Source organism: Sinomonas susongensis (genome assembly GCF_005877005.1).
GTDB classification, from domain to species: domain Bacteria; phylum Actinomycetota; class Actinomycetes; order Actinomycetales; family Micrococcaceae; genus Sinomonas; species Sinomonas susongensis.
Map to the genome: position 1 here is coordinate 87,191 of NZ_SSNH01000010.1, position 17,607 is coordinate 104,797.

Annotated in this window: 13 protein-coding genes; 11 read left to right on the forward strand and 2 right to left on the reverse strand. The window is 70.5% G+C overall.

The window, feature by feature from the left end; genetic code table 11:
• Window positions 1–33: 33 nt before the first annotated feature.
• Window positions 34–1,221, forward strand: coding sequence for a hypothetical protein (locus E6A21_RS14055; protein WP_138444784.1), 1,188 nt, complete (start codon window positions 34–36; stop codon window positions 1,219–1,221).
• Between the two features lie 83 nt (window positions 1,222–1,304).
• Here the strand turns inward: E6A21_RS14055 and E6A21_RS14060 are convergent, their stop codons facing one another.
• On the reverse strand, window positions 1,305–2,504 hold the full coding sequence (locus E6A21_RS14060; protein WP_138444785.1) for a toxic anion resistance protein: 1,200 nt from the start codon (window positions 2,502–2,504) through the stop codon (window positions 1,305–1,307).
• A 458-nt stretch (window positions 2,505–2,962) separates the two neighbouring features.
• Here E6A21_RS14060 and E6A21_RS14065 point away from each other — a divergent pair, with 458 nt between their 5' ends.
• The 7 genes from E6A21_RS14065 (at window position 2,963) to E6A21_RS14095 (ending at window position 13,446) form a co-directional block, all read left to right on the forward strand.
• On the forward strand, window positions 2,963–3,712 hold the full coding sequence (locus E6A21_RS14065) for a hypothetical protein (protein ID WP_138444786.1): 750 nt from the start codon (window positions 2,963–2,965) through the stop codon (window positions 3,710–3,712).
• 219 nt (window positions 3,713–3,931) lie between these two features.
• Window positions 3,932–5,434: a DUF3375 family protein gene (locus E6A21_RS14070; RefSeq protein WP_138444827.1), complete on the forward strand. Its 1,503-nt coding sequence runs from the start codon at window positions 3,932–3,934 to the stop codon at window positions 5,432–5,434.
• Window positions 5,431–6,276: a DUF4194 domain-containing protein gene (locus tag E6A21_RS14075; RefSeq protein WP_138444787.1), complete on the forward strand. Its 846-nt coding sequence runs from the start codon at window positions 5,431–5,433 to the stop codon at window positions 6,274–6,276. The genes E6A21_RS14070 and E6A21_RS14075 overlap by 4 nt, the downstream gene beginning before the upstream one ends.
• On the forward strand, window positions 6,273–9,755 hold the full coding sequence (locus tag E6A21_RS14080) for an ATP-binding protein (protein ID WP_138444788.1): 3,483 nt from the start codon (window positions 6,273–6,275) through the stop codon (window positions 9,753–9,755). The genes E6A21_RS14075 and E6A21_RS14080 overlap by 4 nt, the downstream gene beginning before the upstream one ends.
• Window positions 9,756–9,861: 106 nt before the next feature.
• Entirely contained in the window at window positions 9,862–11,256 is a 1,395-nt protein-coding gene (locus E6A21_RS14085; RefSeq protein ID WP_138444789.1) for an LCP family protein, read from the forward strand.
• A 65-nt stretch (window positions 11,257–11,321) separates the two neighbouring features.
• A complete protein-coding gene (locus E6A21_RS14090; protein ID WP_138444790.1) occupies window positions 11,322–12,161 on the forward strand; it encodes an SGNH/GDSL hydrolase family protein in 840 nt (279 codons plus the stop codon).
• A 64-nt stretch (window positions 12,162–12,225) separates the two neighbouring features.
• On the forward strand, window positions 12,226–13,446 hold the full coding sequence (locus tag E6A21_RS14095; protein ID WP_138444791.1) for a multidrug effflux MFS transporter: 1,221 nt from the start codon (window positions 12,226–12,228) through the stop codon (window positions 13,444–13,446).
• A gap of 30 nt (window positions 13,447–13,476) precedes the next feature.
• Here the strand turns inward: E6A21_RS14095 and E6A21_RS14100 are convergent, their stop codons facing one another.
• Window positions 13,477–13,836, reverse strand: coding sequence for an antibiotic biosynthesis monooxygenase family protein (locus E6A21_RS14100; RefSeq protein WP_138444792.1), 360 nt, complete (start codon window positions 13,834–13,836; stop codon window positions 13,477–13,479).
• 98 nt (window positions 13,837–13,934) lie between these two features.
• Between E6A21_RS14100 and E6A21_RS14105 the strand changes: the two genes are divergently transcribed.
• The 3 genes from E6A21_RS14105 (at window position 13,935) to E6A21_RS14115 (ending at window position 17,577) form a co-directional block, all read left to right on the forward strand.
• Window positions 13,935–14,720 (forward strand): nuclease-related domain-containing protein, encoded by a 786-nt coding sequence (locus tag E6A21_RS14105; protein WP_138444793.1) that lies wholly within the window; start codon window positions 13,935–13,937, stop codon window positions 14,718–14,720.
• 141 nt (window positions 14,721–14,861) lie between these two features.
• Window positions 14,862–16,235 (forward strand): ATP-binding protein, encoded by a 1,374-nt coding sequence (locus tag E6A21_RS14110; RefSeq protein ID WP_138444794.1) that lies wholly within the window; start codon window positions 14,862–14,864, stop codon window positions 16,233–16,235.
• Between the two features lie 244 nt (window positions 16,236–16,479).
• Complete coding sequence (locus E6A21_RS14115) at window positions 16,480–17,577, forward strand: App1 family protein phosphatidate phosphatase (RefSeq protein WP_138444795.1); 1,098 nt, start codon at window positions 16,480–16,482, stop codon at window positions 17,575–17,577.
• Window positions 17,578–17,607: the final 30 nt, after the last annotated feature.

The following is a 17,607-nucleotide window of genomic DNA, read 5'->3' on the forward strand; positions in this document are numbered from 1 at the left end:
ACTCGCGGGCCGCGGCTGGCGTACTCTCGTGCCATGCCCAAGAGCCGCACCCGCAAGCCCAAGAGCCGTTCGACGAACCCGGCCGACCGCAGGCAGCGCCGCGTCGACGGCCTGATCGACAGTCTCGCCGAAGACTACGCGACCTGGGCCGCCAACACCGCCGAGGCCGACGCGACCGACGATGAGGCACGCGCCGACTTCATGGCGTTCGCGCGAGGACAGCTCGAGACGGTCAAATCGCTGTACGTGTTCCTCGGCGCGGGGGAGCGTCCGGTCGCGAACCTGCGGATCGACCCGCGGGCGGTGCCCGACGCGCTCGACGTGCTGCTCGACACGGACGACGTCGACGACCTCCGCTACTACATCGGCACCCTTGTCGACTGGGTCACCTTCCTCGAGGAGACCGGCCGCTGGGAGGGGACCGCCGAGGACCTCGAGGCTGTGACCGAGGTGCTCGACGCGGAAGCCGAGGCGGTCGGCGGGATCGTCGACGTCGATTCGGAGGACGAGGGCGTGCCGCGTCGTGAACCCACCGAAGAGGAGGCCCTCGCCTTCGCTACGTCGTCGCCCCTCGTCCGGTGCGCGCGCGCCCTCCTCGACTGGGTCGGCGAAGGGCGGGCCGTCGCGTCCGACGGCGCGCTGCCGCCGGCTGAGGCAGAGGAGGCCGCCGCGCTCGTCGGCAAGGGCGCCGCCGATCCGGGGCGCCGCCTCTCCCGGCTCTGGGCGAGCCTGCGCCACGCAGAGCTGATTGAAATCGAGGAGGCCGACGCCGCCGACGACAGCGGGAGCACCGCTCGCCTGGGCGAGGACGCGGCACGGCTCGGGACCGGAGACGGGCTCGGCCGGCTCGAGGCCCAGTTCCTCGCAACCGAGTTCGTCATCGCGACCTGCTCGCGAGCCCTCTACACGCCGGAGGGGGACGCCGTGGAGGCCGCCCTCGCGACCCTCCTGACCCGCGCCGTCCTCGAGGAACCCCTGCCGCTCTCCGTTGTCGAGGACCTCGCCACCGATGCGCCCGAGGATGCCGACCCGGCCGAGCTCCAGACCGTCTCGATAGTCCTCATGGACGAGCTCCGCGAGCTCGCCGCCCTCGGCCTCGTCGACCTCAGCGCGGGGCTCGTCGACGTCCCGGCGGCCGCGCTCGACGCCGTGTACGACGCGTTCGAGTCACCCGAGGACGAGGACGACGACGAGGACTGGGAGGACGACACCGCCGACTGACGGCGCCGTCATCCGCTCGGTCTGCGCGAGTCGAGGCCCCGTCAGGGCGACGATCCCGCTCCGCCGCGGAGCGCCGTCGTCCGCTACCTCCCGCCGTCCTCCTGGCGGCGCACGCGCTCGATGTGCGGGCGGGCCTTCTCAAGCCCCTGTTCCAGCGCCTCGACGGTGCTCTCCATGCTCTTCGCCGCCTGGGAACGGAACGTGTCGATGGCGTCCATCGTCTGGTAGAGGTTCGAGAACGCGCGCTCGAGGGTCTCGACCGAGACGCCCGAGCTCGTGGCCTGCTGATGGATGCGGCCCGTCTGCTCCTTGAGCATCTCGGAAGTGCGCAGGATCATCGCATTCGTCGTCGTGTTGATCGCGTCGACCTGGTCGAGGACGAGCTTCTGGTTGGACAGCGCCTGGGCCGTGATGACGGCGGTGCGCAGCGCGGACACCGTGGTGGCCCGGGCCCGGTCGACACCCTTGATCAGCTCGTTGTTGTTCTTCCGGATGACGTCGATCGCAAGGTAGCCCTGCACTGAGACGGCGAGCTGCGTGAGGATGTCCTGGCGCCTCTGGCGCACCGGGAACAGGACGTCCGCCTCCAGCTGCTGCGCATGCTCGGTCTCGCCCTTCGCCCGGACCTCGCCGATCTTCGTGACCGTCGCGCTGTCGAGCTTCTCGGCGAACACCGCGTACTCGGAGAGCTGCTGCATGACCTCCCACAGGTTCTGCTTCTCCTGCGCGAGCGCGGCGTTGTCGCGCAGGAGCTCGTCCTGGCCCGCCATGAGGGCCTTGATGATCTTGTCGAGCTGCGTCTGCGCCGACTCATAGCGCTGGAAGTACTTCGCGACCTTCTTGCTGCCCGGCACGAAGCCCAGGATCTTGCGGCCGGTGCCGAGGTCCGCTCGGTTGGGGGTGAGGCTCTCGACCGTGCTGCGCAGTTCGCCGAGAGTCGTCGCAACGTAGGTCTGGGCGCTGTCGCCGCTCTTCTTCGCGCCGCGCACCGAGGTCGACGCGCGGTCGAGGAGTCGGCCGGACGCGTCCGAGGACGCGATCATCTCTCGGCCCGCGACCTTGTTGATGCCCTCGACCTTCCGCGCGAACTCTGGGCTGCGCGAGTCCATGGCCGCGACTTCGGCGACCCACGACTTGGCCTGTTCGGCAATCTGGGCCTGCCGGTCGGGCGCCACCGGCACCATCCCGGGCGCGTCTTCTTCGCGGACCACCGGAGCTGCGTCGGAGGCCTGCAGCACGAGGGCGTCTTCGCTGGGGTCTGGAGGGGTCAGAGGGGTACTCATCGGGTTCTCCTTGTCACTGACCGGACGAGGTCAGGCTATCTCGCCCAACGGGGAAGCGTGAGGGGAGGTTCCCGGAGCGGACCCTGAGGCATCCCTGAGGCGCGCTGAGGGAGGGCCGGTGCGGGTCGACGCGGTTTCGCGAGGGCGCGGGAAACGGACGACGCCGCAGCTCACCACCTCAGGTTTCGTCAGTTTGCCCTGAGTTCGGTACGCGAACGCTCTCCCTTATCCACATAGGGCCGTGAGCGTCTCTCTGGCTGTGCCGAAACTGAGAGATTCGAACGATGCACCACGACCTTCCGCACCCTGGGCCCTGGCTGGCCGCGGACCTAGCAGACCGGCTCGGCTCACCCAAAGCTGCCGAGCGCCTCGTTCGGACCGGGGTTCTTGTGCGCATCCGTCACGGCTCCTACTACCTGGCCGGAGCGTGGAAGAGTCTCCCACCCGAGGATCAGCACGTGGCCGTACTCTCCGCCCACTACGACAACGCGTCCCGCCGACGTGAGGTCGGATTCGACTACAGCCACCTGAGCGCGGCCAGGCTCCACGGAATCCACCTGTGGAATCCGGACCCCCACGTCCACTTGACGATGCCGCGATCCCCGGGCAGCCGGGGGCGCGCGAGCGATGTCAGGGTTCACTCGGCGATCCTCGGCGAGGACGATCGCAGTTCCATCCGGGGCCTTCCGGCGACTTCGCTCGCGAGAACCCTCGTCGACTGTGCGCGGATTCTCCGGCGTGGCCAAGCACAGATTCTCATGGACCACGGTGTCCGTCTCGGAGCCGACCCCGCCCGGGTCACGGAGCTTTTGGCCGGCGCGCAAGGCAAGAGGGGCGTGCGGATAGCGCGTGCAGCATGGGACATGGCGTCTGGCCTCTGCGAGTCGCCGGGCGAAAGTCTCCTGCGGTATGTGCTCAGCCGGATGCCGTTCGAGTCGCCGGCTCAGCAGGTAGAGGTTCCGACGCGCCTCGGGAAGTACAGGCTCGACTTCGCGTGGGTGAGGATCAAGGTGGGGCTGGAGTTCGACGGAGACGTGAAGTACTTCGCCTACGGTCCCGCTGCCGACGTGCTGCTGCGGGAACGGAAGCGTGAGCGGGCGCTCATCGAGGAAGGGTGGATCCTGCTGAGGGTCGAGTGGAAGGACCTCTTCGACGAGGTTGCGCTTCGTCGGCGGATCGGCAGCGCTCTGACTGCCGCGGGCCTGTGATCCACGGGACTGTGATCCACGGGACTGGGATCCGCCTTCTCGAAATCGCAGGTAACGGACCATGACGCAGGTGACGGACTTCGGTTTGGTCCGTTTGCTCTGGTTTCGCCGACCACGTCCGACCAGCGCGGTGGCGTGCCCCCGGTAGAGTGGTCTGCCGTGCCAGAACCCGTCCCGAGCCGCCGCCCTGCCTCAGGGGCGTCCGCGAGTGCCACCGCGATGCTCGGGCGCCTCGCAGAGCTAGAGGTTCTGACGAAGGGCCCGGCGTGGGCGCTCACACGCTCCGCGCCATGGGTCATCGCGGCCCTCCAGACGGCGTTCACCCGCAACCGCCCGCACGTTGAGCTCGAGGCGTTCCACGACGAGATCGATGATTTCCTCGCCGAGCTTCGGGCCCGAGATGCGTCCCTCGGGCTCCCCAGCACCGCCGGTACCCTCACTGGGCGCCTGGTCGCCGATGACTGGACCCGCCGTCGCTTCCTCGCGCGGCGCGCCCAGGGAGGCCGGATCGTCTACGAGCTGACGGAAGCAGCCGCCCGCGTGCTGGCCTTCTTGGACTCGCTTTCCTCGGACCGCTCCACGCTCACCGGCTCCCGCCTGGGCACCCTCCTCGCCGACGTCGAGAAGCTCGCCCAGGAGACGAATCCGGACACGAGCGCGCGCGTCGAGGCGCTCGAGGCCGAGATCGGGGAGCGGCGCGAGATGATCCAAGGCCTCGAGTCGGGGGAGATCGAGGCGGGACTCGACAGCGACGACGCCGTCGAGGCTGCCGAGAACATCCTCGACCTCGCGGCCGGCCTTCCCGCCGACTTCAAGCGCATGCGCGACCGCATCGAGGAGTCCGTCGGGCAGCTCCGCAACCAGATCATCGAGGAATCGCTCAGCAAGGGCGCCACCATGGCCCAGGTGCTCGAGGCCGACCGGCGGCTGCGCGAGTCGAGCGAAGGGCGGACCTTCCGTTCGTTCACGGCCTTCCTCGAGAACCCCGAGCAGCAGCTCCGATTCCGATCGGCGATCGGCGAGGTCCTCTCCCGGGACTTCGCGGACCGCCTCGGCGCCGAGGAACGGCAGACCCTGCGCCGGCTGGTCGCGGAGCTCCGAGACCAGCACTCCGAGATCCAGGGCATCTACGGCAAGCTCTCTGAGAGCCTCAACACGTACGTCCAGAGCGACGACTACCGCCAGTCCGTGCGCCTCCGCGACGTGATCCGCCGCGCTGAGCAGGCCGTGCGGCGCCTGCCGTACCAGCGGGAGCAGGCTGCGTTCGCGCCCGCGCCCGAGCTGTTCGGGGCCGAATTCGATTCGCTCTCGATGGTGAAGCTCTTCGATCCGGATGAGTACGTCCCCCCTCCGCGCCTGGCCGAGCCGATCGCGTTCGGCGAGGAAGACCGCGTGCGCTCCGCGCGGACGGGCAAAGCGAAGGCCGCGGCCCTGCGCCAGGCGTTCGACGTCGCGCTCGCCGGCGGGGAAGGCCGGGCCACTGCGGCGAGCGTGTGGCGCGAGCTCCCCGGCGAGGAACAGCACATCAATTCGATCCGTGCGCTCCTCGCCGAGCTTCTGCATCGGGGCGCGTCCTTCGCCGCACCGTCCCGCCCAGGCCACGGAGCCGGGTGGGAGGCCCTCGACTTCGAGCAGGTGGACGGCTCGCACCGCCGGGCCTATGTGCCCGCCGTCGAGATCCATGCTGCTGAGCATGCGGCTGATGAGAGGGGAACAGCATGAGCGTGTCGGAGGGGGCCGCGGCCCGCCACAACGGGTCGGAGACAGGGCCCGATGCCGGGCTGGACACGGGGCCGGACGCCGAGGCCATCGGCGAGGCTGCGCCCGCCCCTCGCCGACTTGCGAATGCCGCGGCGCTGTACGACGGCGACACGGGCGTCCTCCCGCTGCGTGTGCGGCAGGTCCTCGTGCGCCTCCTGAGAGGCCCCTACCTCGACGGCGGCCGCGATGAGCGACTGTGGACGACCCTGCTCGACAGCCAGGATGTGCTCCGTTCCCGCCTTTCCGAGCTCTTCCTCAGCCTGCACGTCGACCGGGCTCGGAAGATCGCCGTCGTCCGCCCCGTAGACCCAGAGCTGCTCGGCACGGCGTCGCGCTCCACGATCCTCCGCCAGCAGCGCGCCCTGAGCCGCGTCGAGACGATCCTGCTCCTGCGTCTCCGGCTGCTCCTCGACCGCCACGCGACAGCGCAGACCGAGCCGACTGTCACGCTCGAGGAGCTCTCCGACGTCGTGGCGCACTACCAGCCCTCCGACCAGCGGGACGCGCTGCGGGACGCCGACACGGTCTCGCGCGCCGTCCAGAAGCTGCAGGCGCGCCGGCTGCTCCTGCCCACCGCGCTCGACGACGTGTACCTCATCTCCAACGCGCTCCCGCTAGCGCTGCCGTTCGAGAACATCGGGGACATCGTGCGGCATCTCGAGGCGTTGGCCGAGGCTCCGGACGAGGGGCAGAAAGCCGACGACGACGCGACCCCGACCCTCGACCTCGCCCCCGAGTCCGATGAAGAAACGTCTGACGAAGAAGGCGACGACGTACCCGCGGACGAGGAGGGGATCGAATGAGCATCGCGAGCATGCTCCCGCTCGACGACCAGATCAACCCGGGCCAGTTCCGGCTGGCCCAGGTCCAGATCGTCAACTGGGGTACTTTCCACGGCGCCCACACGATGCACGTCGACCGTGCGGGGACGCTCCTCACCGGCAACTCGGGCGTGGGGAAGTCGACGCTCTTCGACGCGATTGCCCGTGTGTTCGACGCGCGACCGCGCTCGAACGAGGCCGCCGCGGCGCGCACGGGCCAGAGCGAGGACCGGCGCACCACCTTCACCTACATGCGCGGGAAGGTCGGCGACGTAGCCGTCGGGGAGAGCCAGGCCAGCGCTTTCCAGCGCCCGGGCGCAACGTGGAGTGCCGTCGCCCTCACGTTCGACAACGCCGCGGGCACACGCCACACCCTCACCGCACTGTTCGACCTGCCGAAGAACGGCACGGAGTCGAGCCTCGGGCGCTTCTACCTCATCGACTCGGTCCCGCTCGACGTCCACGCGATCGAGGGCATCGCGGACCGGCGTTTCACCCGCGGCGCGCTCGAAGCACTCTTCCCCGGCGCGCAGGTGTTCGACGTCCACAAGACCTTTGCCGAGCGCTTCCGCCGCCTGCTCGGCATCTCCTCCGACCAGGCCCTCCCGCTCCTGCGGGTGATCCAGGCGGGGAAGGGGCTCGGCGGGAGCGTCAACAGCTTCTTCCGTGACCAGGTCCTCGACCCGCCGGAGACGCTCGCGGCCGCGGACCAGGTGGTCGAGGAGTTCAGCAACCTCATGTCCATCCGCCAGCGGCTCGAGGACGTGCGCGAACAGCGCGACCAGCTCGCCCCCGTGCCCGGCCTCAACCAGCAGTACGCGCAGGCACTCCTTGACGCCAACCGCCTCCGCGACCTCTCTGGCGAGGCATTCGAACGGGTCCGCCAGCAGCTCGCCGTGACCGTTCAGGAGCGGATTGCGGCGCGTGCGGCAGCGGCGGCGCAGTCGAAGGCGGCCGAGCTTGCCGCCGAGCGCAAGACCCGGGACGCGCTCGCGAAGGAACTCCGCGCCCTCGAGGCCGAGTACAACAACGCGGGCGGGAACCAGATCGGTGCCCTCGAGCAGCAGACCGAGAACTCGCGGGTTGGCCTGCGTCTGCGGCGCGAGGTCGAGGCCGCGGCGCGTCAGGGCCTGGACGACGCCGGGCTGCAGCTTCCGTGGTCGGCCGAGGGCTGGGCGGCGGCGCACGAGGAGGCCGCCGCCGCGACCGAGTCGCTCGAGGGCGACTCCGCCGCGCTCCGAGAGGCCCGCTTCGAGGCCTTCGACGCCCATGCATCGGCGAAGCGCGACCTCGCCGGAGCCCGCCGTGAGCTCGAGTCGATGGCCGCGCGCAAGAGCCTCCTGCCGCCGTCGTCCGTCGAGAACCGAGCCTCGATTGCGCAGGCGACCGGCGTCCGGGAGGAGGACATGCCGTTCGCGGGGGAGCTCATCGACCTCGCGGACAGCGAGGAGCGGTGGCGGCCGGCGGCCGAGCGGGCCCTCCGCTCGTTCGCGACGACGCTTCTCGTCCCCGGCGAGCACTTCGCCGCCGTGACCCGCTATCTCGACGAGCACGCGATCCGCGGCGCGCTGCGTGCCGTCGACCTTTCGGTGCCCGTGGCGGGCTCTGCCGCGGCGCTCGCCGACGTGCGTGCGGACGACCTGATCACCAAGCTCCAGATCCTCCCCGGCGAGGCCGGAGACTACGTCCGCGCACGCATCGCCACGGAATTCGCCTACCCCTGTGTCGAGGACCCGGACGAACTCGCGCTCCTGGACCGGGGACTGAGCCTGGGCGGCGTCGTGAAGCGGCACCGGGGAACGGTCGAGAAGGACGACCGCTTCGCGTCCCGCCAGGACTGGGTCCTCGGCTTCGACAACGCCGTGAAGGTGGCCGACCTGGGCGCACGGATCGCCGACCTGGAAGCCGCCCTCGTGCTCGCCGCCGAGGCCGCTCAGGCCAGCGAGGACTCCCACCAGGGCGTGGCGCGCCGCCTCGAGGCACTGCGCCGGGTCGCCGCGGACCACCGGCGGTGGGAGGAGGTGTCCGCGGCCGTCGCGGAGGACGAGCTCCGGCGCGCCGAGAAACGCCTCGAAGACGCCCACGCGGCGCAGGCGGACCTCGAGCCGCTGCGCGCGAAGGTCGAGCGGGTGCGGGCGGACCATCAGGCGTCCACCGAGGCGGCCGCCGTCTTCCAGAGCGAGCACCGCCAGCTCGACGCCGCCGCCACCTCGGCCGCCCGCCTCCTCGACGAGGCGAAGGCGCGGCTTGCCGAGAGGTCCGCTTCGCCCGCTGAGTCTCCTGCCGCTTCCGCTGCCCAAGAGTCCTCTGACGTCGCGCTCGCGCCCTACTTCGAAGGCGCCGCAGGGCTCACCGAGCTCCACGAGCTGGACACGCTCGCGGCCGCCGTCCGAGCGCGTCTGCTCGAGGAGCTCCACGCGGCCGAGAGCCGCGCCCAGGCTGCCGCCGAGCGGCTTACCCGGATCTTCGAGTCGTTCGAGCGTGAATGGGGCCCCGGAGTCTCGGCTGACCACGGAGTGACGGTGGCGGCTGCAGGGGCGTTCGAGGCGCGCTACCACGAGATCGTCTCGGAAGGCCTGCCTGCGCAGGAGGCCGAGTTCCGCCGGTTTTTCCAGCAGCGCACCCACGAGTCGTTCAGTACGCTCCTCCACCTCCTCGACGAGGAGCGCCGCGCCATCTCGGCTCGCATCCTGCCGCTCAACAGCATCCTGGGCGACGTCGGGTTCCACGAGGGAAGCTACCTCGAGCTCGACATCAAGCAGACAGTCCCGGCCTCGGCACGGCAGTTCAAGGAGGCGATCGTCTCCGCGCTCAAGGCGAGGCACGCCGTCGACGGCGCAGCGGCCGCTCCCGCGACCGCGGGAGAGGACGCCCTCGCCGCCCGCTACAAGACGCTCGAGACGCTCGTGAAGCGGCTCGCCTCGACCGCCCCCGAGGATCGGCGTTGGCGCGCGGAGGTCCTGGACGTGCGGACCCACGTGTTCATCTCGTGCAAGGAGCACCGTGCCGTTCCGACGGGGGAGGGCAAGCCGGGCGGCGGGCTGCGGGACGAGGTGTTCGTCCATTCCGACACCGGGAGCATGTCCGGGGGCGAGCGGCAGCGCTTCACGGCCTTCATCATGGCCGCGGCGCTCAGCTACCAGCTCGGCATCGCGGAGCAGGGGTTCACGACGTACGGGACGGTCATGATGGACGAGGCCTTCGTGCTTGCGTCCGAGGAGTTCGCCGGCGCCGGCATCTCCGCTCTCCACGAGTTCGGGTTCCAGCTCCTGCTCGCGGCGCCCGAGAACGTCATCGACCTCTCCCGGCACCTCGGCTCGGTGACGGAGATCCTGCGGGACAGGCGCACGAACCGTTCGGGGCTGCTCGAGGGCCTCGGGCAGCTGGGGGGGACGCGCGGCGACGGCCCTGTCTCGCAGGCGAATCCGGTCGACATCGTGCTGCGGGAGGCGATCCCGTGACCTTCCTCTACGGCGAGCCTTCCAGCTTTTACAGAGTTTGCACAGCTACTGTTGCCCCGCGCGCTTCAGCCGGCGCGCGGTCCTGACGCCGATCTAAGGGAGCCGCATGCGGCGCACGCCTGATGCCCAAGGGGCCAGCAGCCAGAACCACGAGCCCTGGCACAACCTCTACGGGCAGCTCATCGACCGCGACCGTCGCCGGAAGTTCCGGCGGCGCAGGACGATCGTCCTTTCGATCGCTCTGGTCCTGGCCCTCGTCGTAGCCGGCGGGGTGTTCGCCCTGACCACCTACATCGGCTTCGAGAACGGGATCCGGCGCTCGCAGGCGCTCAATGGGGGTGCTGGACTCGATCAGGACGTGAACATCCTCGTCATGGGGCTCGACAGCCGGCTCGACGAGAACGGCAACCCGCTGAGCCAGGAGGAGTACGACGCGCTCCATTCGGGCAGTTCGACCGACGGCGGCTACAACAGCAACGTCCTCATGGTCCTGCACGTCCCGAAGGACGGCAGCCAGGCGACCGTCATCTCGATTCCCCGGGACGACTACGTCGACCTCGCGGGTTCCCCGGACGGCGTCGCCCAGGGCAAGGTCAAGCAGGCGTACGGCTACGCGATGGACGAGGCCATGAAGAAGCTCAAGGCGGACCCCCAGGGCAAGAGCGACTCCCAGATCTACCAGGAGGCGCGGGACGACGGCCGGAAGGCCGAGATCCAAACGGTCCAGAACTTCCTCAACATCAAGATCGACCACTTCGTCGAGGTCACGATGGGTGCCTTCCTCGACGTCGCGAAGGCCCTTGCGCCCATCACGGTATGCCTCCAGGAAGCCACCCAGGACACGTACTCGGGGGCGAACTTCAAGGCTGGCGTGCAGCAGCTCAACGCGCAGCAGGCTGTGGCGTTCGTCCGCCAGCGCCGCGACACGTCCGGCTCCGGGGTCGACCTGAGCGACCTCGACCGTGAGCGCAGGCAGCAGGCGTTCATCTCCTCGCTCCTGACGCAGCTCAAGCAGACCAGCACCTTCACGGACCTCAACAAGGTCCAGGGCATCCTCAACGCGGTCAAGGACAAGATGGCCGTGGACCAGTCCCTCAACCTCATCGACTTCGGCTTCAAGGCCAAGCAGCTCACGGCCGGCCACATCCGCTTCGTGACGCTCCCCATCGTGCAGTTCGGCTGGTCCGACACGGGCGAGTCGGTCAACATCGTCGACAAGGCTGCGATCCAGGCGCAGGTCGCGCAGCTGCTCTCACCGCAGCCGACGGCGACTCCGACGCCAACCCCCACCCAGGCCTCGTCCGCGCAGCAGGCGCCCCAGCAGGGCTCGGATTCGGGTTCGCAGCAGGCGCCGGCCCAGCAGGCCCCTGCAGCGGGTTCGGGCGGGCAGGGCTCGGGCGCGGCGCCCGCCGCAGCGCCGTCGCCCTCCTCGACGTCCACGTTCAACGCGGGCGACTGGTCGAGCGTCCTCCAAGGCGGCGGCATCCCCTGCGTCAAGTAGCGGCGTTCACCTGCTCGTCGCCCGCGCGTTGCCTCCGATTGGCCGGGCGTGCCTAGAGTTCCCGCGTGAGCGGTGGCGTTCGACGGCGGTATGTTGCCCTCGGCGATTCCTTCACCGAGGGCGTGGGCGATCGCAACCCCAACCTGCCCAACGGCGTCCGCGGCTGGGCCGACCGCGTCGCGGAGAAGCTCGCGAAGTACGAGAAGGGCTGGGAGTACGCGAACCTCGCGGTCCGCTCCAAGCGCCTCCGCCAGATCATCGACGAACAGCTCGAACCCGCCGTCGCCCTCGACCCCACTCTCGTGACGCTCTATGCGGGCGGCAACGACATCCTCGATCTCGGCACGGACATGGATCGGCTGCTCGAGGACTATTCGGGGCTCGTCGCGCGGTTGGCCGAGACGGGCGCGACCCTCGTCCTGTTCACGGGCTACGACGTCAAGGTGAGTCCCCTCCTCGAGCCGCTCCGCCGCCGCAACTGGCAGTACAACGCTCGGGTGCGCGAGCTCGCCCGCGAGCATGGGGCGGTTCTCGTGGACTACTGGTGCTTCGACGAGTACAACGACAAGCGCATGTGGGACTCCGACCGGCTCCACATGTCCACCGCCGGCCACAAGTACCTCTCGCGGCAGGTCCTCACCCACCTCGGCGTCCCGACGACGTTCAAGCCGACTGACTGGGAGCCCGTCGCGCCGCGGAACAGCCGTGAGTGGGTCGCGGCCCAGCGGCGGTGGATGAACGACTGGGTCGTCCCGCTCATCGGCCGCAAGCTGCGCGGAGTGACGCTCGGCGACTTCCTCCTCCCGCGGTGGCCCGAGCCGGTGAAGGTCCCCCGCAAGGGAGGGCTGCGGCGGTACGCCCTCGAGCATCCCGAGGTCCTGGAAGGCCGCTCGGTCGTCCGCTGATCCCCGGTTCCTGCATGGTGGAACGGAGTGGGGCACGACCGGTGGGGGAAGCTAGTCTGCTGATATGCCGCCGCCTCCCCTGAACCGCTCCGGGACCCTCAGCACGGCCTGGCTCCTGGTCCTGGCGTTCCTCGCGACGACGGCCCCGCTCTCGACCGACCTCTACCTCCCCGGTTTCCCCCGAGTCCAGCAGGACTTCGCGGCGAGTGCCTCCGGAGTCCAGCTCACGCTCACCGGCTTCCTCGTGGGGATGGCGTTCGGCCAGCTCGGCTTCGGTGCCCTTTCAGACAAGCGGGGCCGCATCGTCCCGCTCCTCTGCGGCAACGTCCTGGCCCTCGGGGCCTCCGTGCTCGCAGCGCTCGCCCCGTCGATCGAGGTGCTTGTCGCGGCTCGGCTCCTCCAGGGACTCGGCGGGGCGGCGGGCGTCGTGATCGCCCGTGCCATCATCGTGGACCTGACCCGCGGCTCCGAGTCCGCACGCACCATGAGCCTCATGATGACGGTCGGCGGCATCGCGCCGATCGTCGCGCCGTCGCTCGGCGCAGTCCTGCAGGGGCCGGTCGGCTGGCGCGGCGTCATGTGGACGCTCGCGGGCCTGTTCGCGCTCATGATGTGCGCGGTGTCCCTCGTGTTCCGGGAGACCCGGCCCCCCGAGGCCCGGCACGGCGCGAGCCTCCTCGGCGGCCTCCGCCAAGTGGCTCAGGAGCCCCGCTACCTCCTTTTCGCCGCCCTGTTCGCGACCACGTTCGCCGTCATGATGACGTACATCTCGGCGTCGTCATTCGTGTACCAGAACGTGATGGGCTTCAGCCCGGTCGGGTACGGTATCGCTTTCGGGATCAATGCCGTGGGGCTCATCAGCTCGGGCTACATCTCCTCGCGGCTCGCGCGCACGGTTGGCCCGCTCGCGACGGTCCGTGTCGCCGTTCCGCTGCTGCTCGCGTTCTGCGTCCTGACCCTCGTGGTCGCCCTCCTGCCCGGCCCGCGCTGGCTCCTCGCGGTGCCGATCTGGCTCTCGGTCACGACGGTGGGCTTCATCATGGGCAACTCGACGGCGCTCGCGCTCGACGCCGTGCGGCACGTCTCGGGGAGCGGCTCGGCGGGGCTGGGGTTCGCCCAGTTCGTGTTCGGCGCGATCGTGTCGCCCCTCTCGGGCATCGGCGGCTCGGGCACTGCCTTGCCGATGGCGGTCATCATGACGATTGCCGCGGCCATCGCCACGCTGCTCCTCGCCACGGCCGCGCTGCGCGCGCGGAGGAGGGCGACGGCGTCGTCCGGCCGGTGAAGGCCGCCCGGCGGTGACCGAGGCCCCGGGTTACTCCTGGCCGAGGTCCGCGATCTCGAAGCTCCACAGCTCGGCCGAGACGCCGACGGGCCGCTGGCGCTCCTCCCGGGCGCCCTCGGCGCCCTCGGCACCGCTGGCGGCCTGGGCACCGCCGGGCCGTCCGTGGCCGTGCCCGAACGAAGCCGAGTTCCGCCACGCCTCGTAGCTCTCCTCGTCGGCCCATCGGGTGACGACGAGCCATACGTTCCGGCCGTCGCTCGGCTGGAGGAGCTCGAAGCCCTCGAATCCGGGCTGACCGTCGACGGCGTTCGCGCGGCCCGCGAATCGGCGGGCCAGTTCGTCTCCAGATTCAGCGGGCACGGTGATGGCGTTGATCTTGACGATGCTCATGCGACCCATTCTGGCAGCGCACCACCGACGCCCGGCGAACGTGTTGCGCCGGAAGTCACAGGGCAGACCGCTAACGTTGCGACCGAAGGGGGAGAACCATGGAAGCCAGCGGGCTGAGTGAGAGACGGGCCGGGCATGCCGTCATGGCCGAGGTGCTGCGCCTGCAGGAGTCGAGGCCGCCCCGGCGACGGATGGCCCGAGTCTTCGGAGCGGACCCGCTGGCGCGGGAGGCCCGCAGCTGGTTCTGGGGCGCACTCGGCGAGCAGCGCGTCGCGCGGGTCCTCGCCGGGCTCGGCCCCGGGTGGCATGTCCTGCACTCCATCCCGGTCGGGAAGCGGGGCGCGGACATCGACCACGTCGTCATCGGCCCCGGAGGCGTGTTCACTCTCAACACAAAGCACCATCGCGGCGCCAACGTGTGGGTCGCAGGCAGGACCCTCATGGTCAACGGCCACCGCGTGCCGTACCTGCGGAACTCGGCCCATGAGGCCGCGAGGGCGTCGGCCCTGCTCACGCGCGCCGCGGGGTACCCGGTCGAGGTGCGGGCCGTCGTCGTCCTCGTGGCACCGCGGAAGGTGACGACACGCAGCCGCGCGGAGGGCGCCGTCGTCCTGACCGATGAGAGGCTGCGCCGTTGGCTCGCCCGGCAGCCGCGCACCCAGTCGGACGACGACGCCGCCCGGCTCTCGGCGCTCGCGGCCGAACCCGCGACCTGGGGGGCGAGCGACCTTGCCCCCGATCCGGCCCAGACGCAGGCCTCCTTCGATGACCTCCGAGCCGAGGTGGTGCGCGCCCGGGCGCGCCGGCTCGGATGGCTCCTCGCGGGCTGCGCCGGCGTTGTCGTTGCCGCGCTCGATTCCCTTCCGCACGGCCTCTTCCGCTAGGCGCAGCTCCTCCGGCGCCCTCCCGCCGGGCTGAAATTCACACAACTCCTCGGCTGTGCCCGGCCGCTAAACTCGGCTCAGGCCTCCGGCCCTCGGGCCCCGGCACCAGACTCGGTCATCGCAGCGCAAAGGAGCAACCGCATGACGACGTGGCGGATCCGGGACTTCCACCCCTCGGACCTCGACAGCATCCTCCATCTCTGGAGCGCCATGACCGAGTCGGGCATCGAGCCCGTGTACTCGCTGTCCGAGGTGCTCGCGAGCTGCCAGGCCGACTACGCCGTCGTCGCCGTCCAGGGCGAGGACATCGTCGGTGCGGCGGTCGGCCGGGCGGCGCACGAGCAGGGGTGGATCGTGTTCCTCGCAACGCTCCCCGAGTCCCGCGGGAGGGGCATCGGCACCGGGCTGCTCGCCTCCCTCGAGCAGCGCATGGCGCCGCTCGGCCTCACGAAGCTCTCGGCGCTCATGCCGGACACCGAGACGCGGATCGACGCGTTCCTCAACCGCGGCTTCAAGGACGTCAAGAACCTCCGGTTCTTCGAGCGGCAGATCCCGGTGCAGCGCGCCGAGCTGGGCCCCCTCGCGCAGCTCGGCGGGCGCGTCCTGCCCCGCGACCTGTGGGCGAACGTGGCAGGGATGCAGCGCGAGAAGCAGCTCCTCGAGCGGCGGCTCGTGCTCCCGCTCGCGGAGGCGGAGCTCGCGGACGAATTCGGCGTGGTGCCGCCGCGCGCCGTCGTCCTCTTCGGGCCGCCCGGCACCGGCAAGACGACGTTCGCCAAGGCGATCGCGTCCCGTCTCGAATGGCCGTTCGTGGAGGTCTTCCCGTCTCGGCTTGCCGCCGACCCCGAGGGCCTTGCGGGCGCGCTCCGCCGGACGTTCCTCGAGATCGCCGAGCTCGAGCACGCCGTCGTGTTCCTGGACGAGGTCGAGGAGATCGCGTCGCGCCGAGCAGGCGATCCGCCGAGCCCGACGCAGGGTGTCACGAACGAGCTGCTCAAGATCATCCCCGCCTTCCGCGAGCAGCCGGGGAGGCTCCTCGTGTGCGCGACGAACTTCATCCGCGCGCTCGACCCCGCGTTCCTCCGCCATGGGCGCTTCGACTACGTGATACCGATCGGCCTGCCCGACGCGGAAGCACGGCACGCGATGTGGAACCGCTTCATCCCCGAAGCTGTCGTCGCGAGCGTCGACGTGGCCCTCCTCACGGCCCGCACCGAGGGCTTCTCGCCCGCGGACATCGAGTTCGCGGCGCGCTCGGCATCGCAGCGGGCGCTCGAGAAGGCCGTCTACTCGCCCGCTGCCGTCTCGGCTGCAGGGCCGACCGACGGCGGGCCGTCCGACGGCGGGGCGTCCGGCGGCGGGGCGTCCGACGGCGGGCCGTCCGCGCCGCGGAATGGCCGCCGGGGCCCCACGACCGAGGACTACCTCGAGGCGATCTCCGAGACGAAGACGACGGTGGGCGAGGAGGTCGCTGCGGCCTTCCTCGAGGACATCGAGGATCTGGCTCGCGTGTGATCGCGGCGGGTCTCTGCCCGCCCCGCATGTTTCCGACCTTCTTTGAATCGTGGGAGCGGCGTGTCGCGTGCGACTCGCCGCTCCTGCTCGGTTGCGGCCGCGAGACCCGGTCGGAACCGACGCGCCGCCCCAGCCGGGAGTGGCGCTCGACGGCGCTCGACGGCGCTCGACGGCGCTTGACGGCGCTGCGGATCGCGTCGTCGCCAGTTCTGTGACCGGATGAAGCCGTGGCAGAGTGTTGCGCATGACTGGAGTGCTCCTGAAGGCCGCCCACCGGGTCGGCGATCGCGTCCACGCCGCTCAGACGGTGTGGGCCCGGAGGCTCGGCTTCGTTCCGCAGGTCGTCGCGTACCGAGGCTACGGCACGACGTCCCGCGTGCGGATCCTCGCACGCGTCCTCTACGGGGCGCCCGGTCTGCATCGGATCGGCGCCAACGCGACGACGGCGGCTGACAAGGGCCGGGAGCGCCACCGCGACGTCGGCTGGTACGAGCCGGAGACGCCGAGTGCGTGGACGGGGACGGAAGACGTCCGCGGGTGGCGCGCGTTCACGAGCATCCCGATCGAGTACTCGGCGGTGACGATCGAGGTCGGCGGCCACACGACGACGGTGCGCGCCGACTTCGGGGGCGTCATCGACGCGATGGTCCACGTCGACCTCGAGCCCGGGTGGCACGACGTCAAGATGAGCGCCGAGGACGCGGAGCCGGCCATCGGGCAGGTCCTCGTCGTCGACCCGTCGTCGACGTTCGGCATCGTCTCCGACATCGACGACACCGTCATGGTCACAGCCCTCCCGCGCCCGTTCCTCGCCCTGTGGAACACGTTCGTGCTGAGCGAGCGCGCCCGCACCCCCACCCCCGGGATGTCGGTGCTGCTCGACCGTCTGGCAGCGCACCATCCGACCGCCCCGGTCATGTATCTCTCGACGGGTCCGTGGAACGCGGCGCCGACCCTTGCCCGTTTCCTCGGCCGCAACCTCTATCCGGCCGGTCCGCTCCTGCTCACGGACTGGGGTATGACGGCGGACAGCTGGTTCCGCAGTGGCCGCGAGCACAAGGCCCGCAACCTCGCCCGCCTCGCCGCCGAGTTCCCGGACCTGAAGTGGCTCCTCATCGGCGACAACGGCCAGCACGACGAGTCGATCTACGCCGAGTTCGCGCGGCGCCATCCGGACAGCGTCGCGGCTGTCGCAATCCGGGAGCTCTCGACCGGCGAGGCCGTGTTCTCCGGCGGAACGACCCACGACGGCCGCTCCACCCCGGTGCCGGGCGTCCCCTGGGCTTCCGCGCCGGACGGCGCAGGGCTGGCCGCGCAGCTCGAGAAGTTCGGGCTCCTCTAGCCCTCGCGTTCCGGGGGTTCGGCGCGCCGT

Coding starts and splice junctions, on each gene's coding strand:
- E6A21_RS14105 (WP_138444793.1), top strand. CDS start 13,935: ATGGAAGCCAGCGGGCTGAGTGAGAGACGGGCCGGGCATGCCGTCATG.
- E6A21_RS14100 (WP_138444792.1), bottom strand. CDS start 13,836: ATGAGCATCGTCAAGATCAACGCCATCACCGTGCCCGCTGAATCTGGA.
- E6A21_RS14095 (WP_138444791.1), top strand. CDS start 12,226: ATGCCGCCGCCTCCCCTGAACCGCTCCGGGACCCTCAGCACGGCCTGG.
- E6A21_RS14055 (WP_138444784.1), top strand. CDS start 34: ATGCCCAAGAGCCGCACCCGCAAGCCCAAGAGCCGTTCGACGAACCCG.
- E6A21_RS14060 (WP_138444785.1), bottom strand. CDS start 2,504: ATGAGTACCCCTCTGACCCCTCCAGACCCCAGCGAAGACGCCCTCGTG.
- E6A21_RS14080 (WP_138444788.1), top strand. CDS start 6,273: ATGAGCATCGCGAGCATGCTCCCGCTCGACGACCAGATCAACCCGGGC.
- E6A21_RS14110 (WP_138444794.1), top strand. CDS start 14,862: ATGACGACGTGGCGGATCCGGGACTTCCACCCCTCGGACCTCGACAGC.
- E6A21_RS14085 (WP_138444789.1), top strand. CDS start 9,862: ATGCGGCGCACGCCTGATGCCCAAGGGGCCAGCAGCCAGAACCACGAG.
- E6A21_RS14070 (WP_138444827.1), top strand. CDS start 3,932: ATGCTCGGGCGCCTCGCAGAGCTAGAGGTTCTGACGAAGGGCCCGGCG.
- E6A21_RS14075 (WP_138444787.1), top strand. CDS start 5,431: ATGAGCGTGTCGGAGGGGGCCGCGGCCCGCCACAACGGGTCGGAGACA.
- E6A21_RS14115 (WP_138444795.1), top strand. CDS start 16,480: ATGACTGGAGTGCTCCTGAAGGCCGCCCACCGGGTCGGCGATCGCGTC.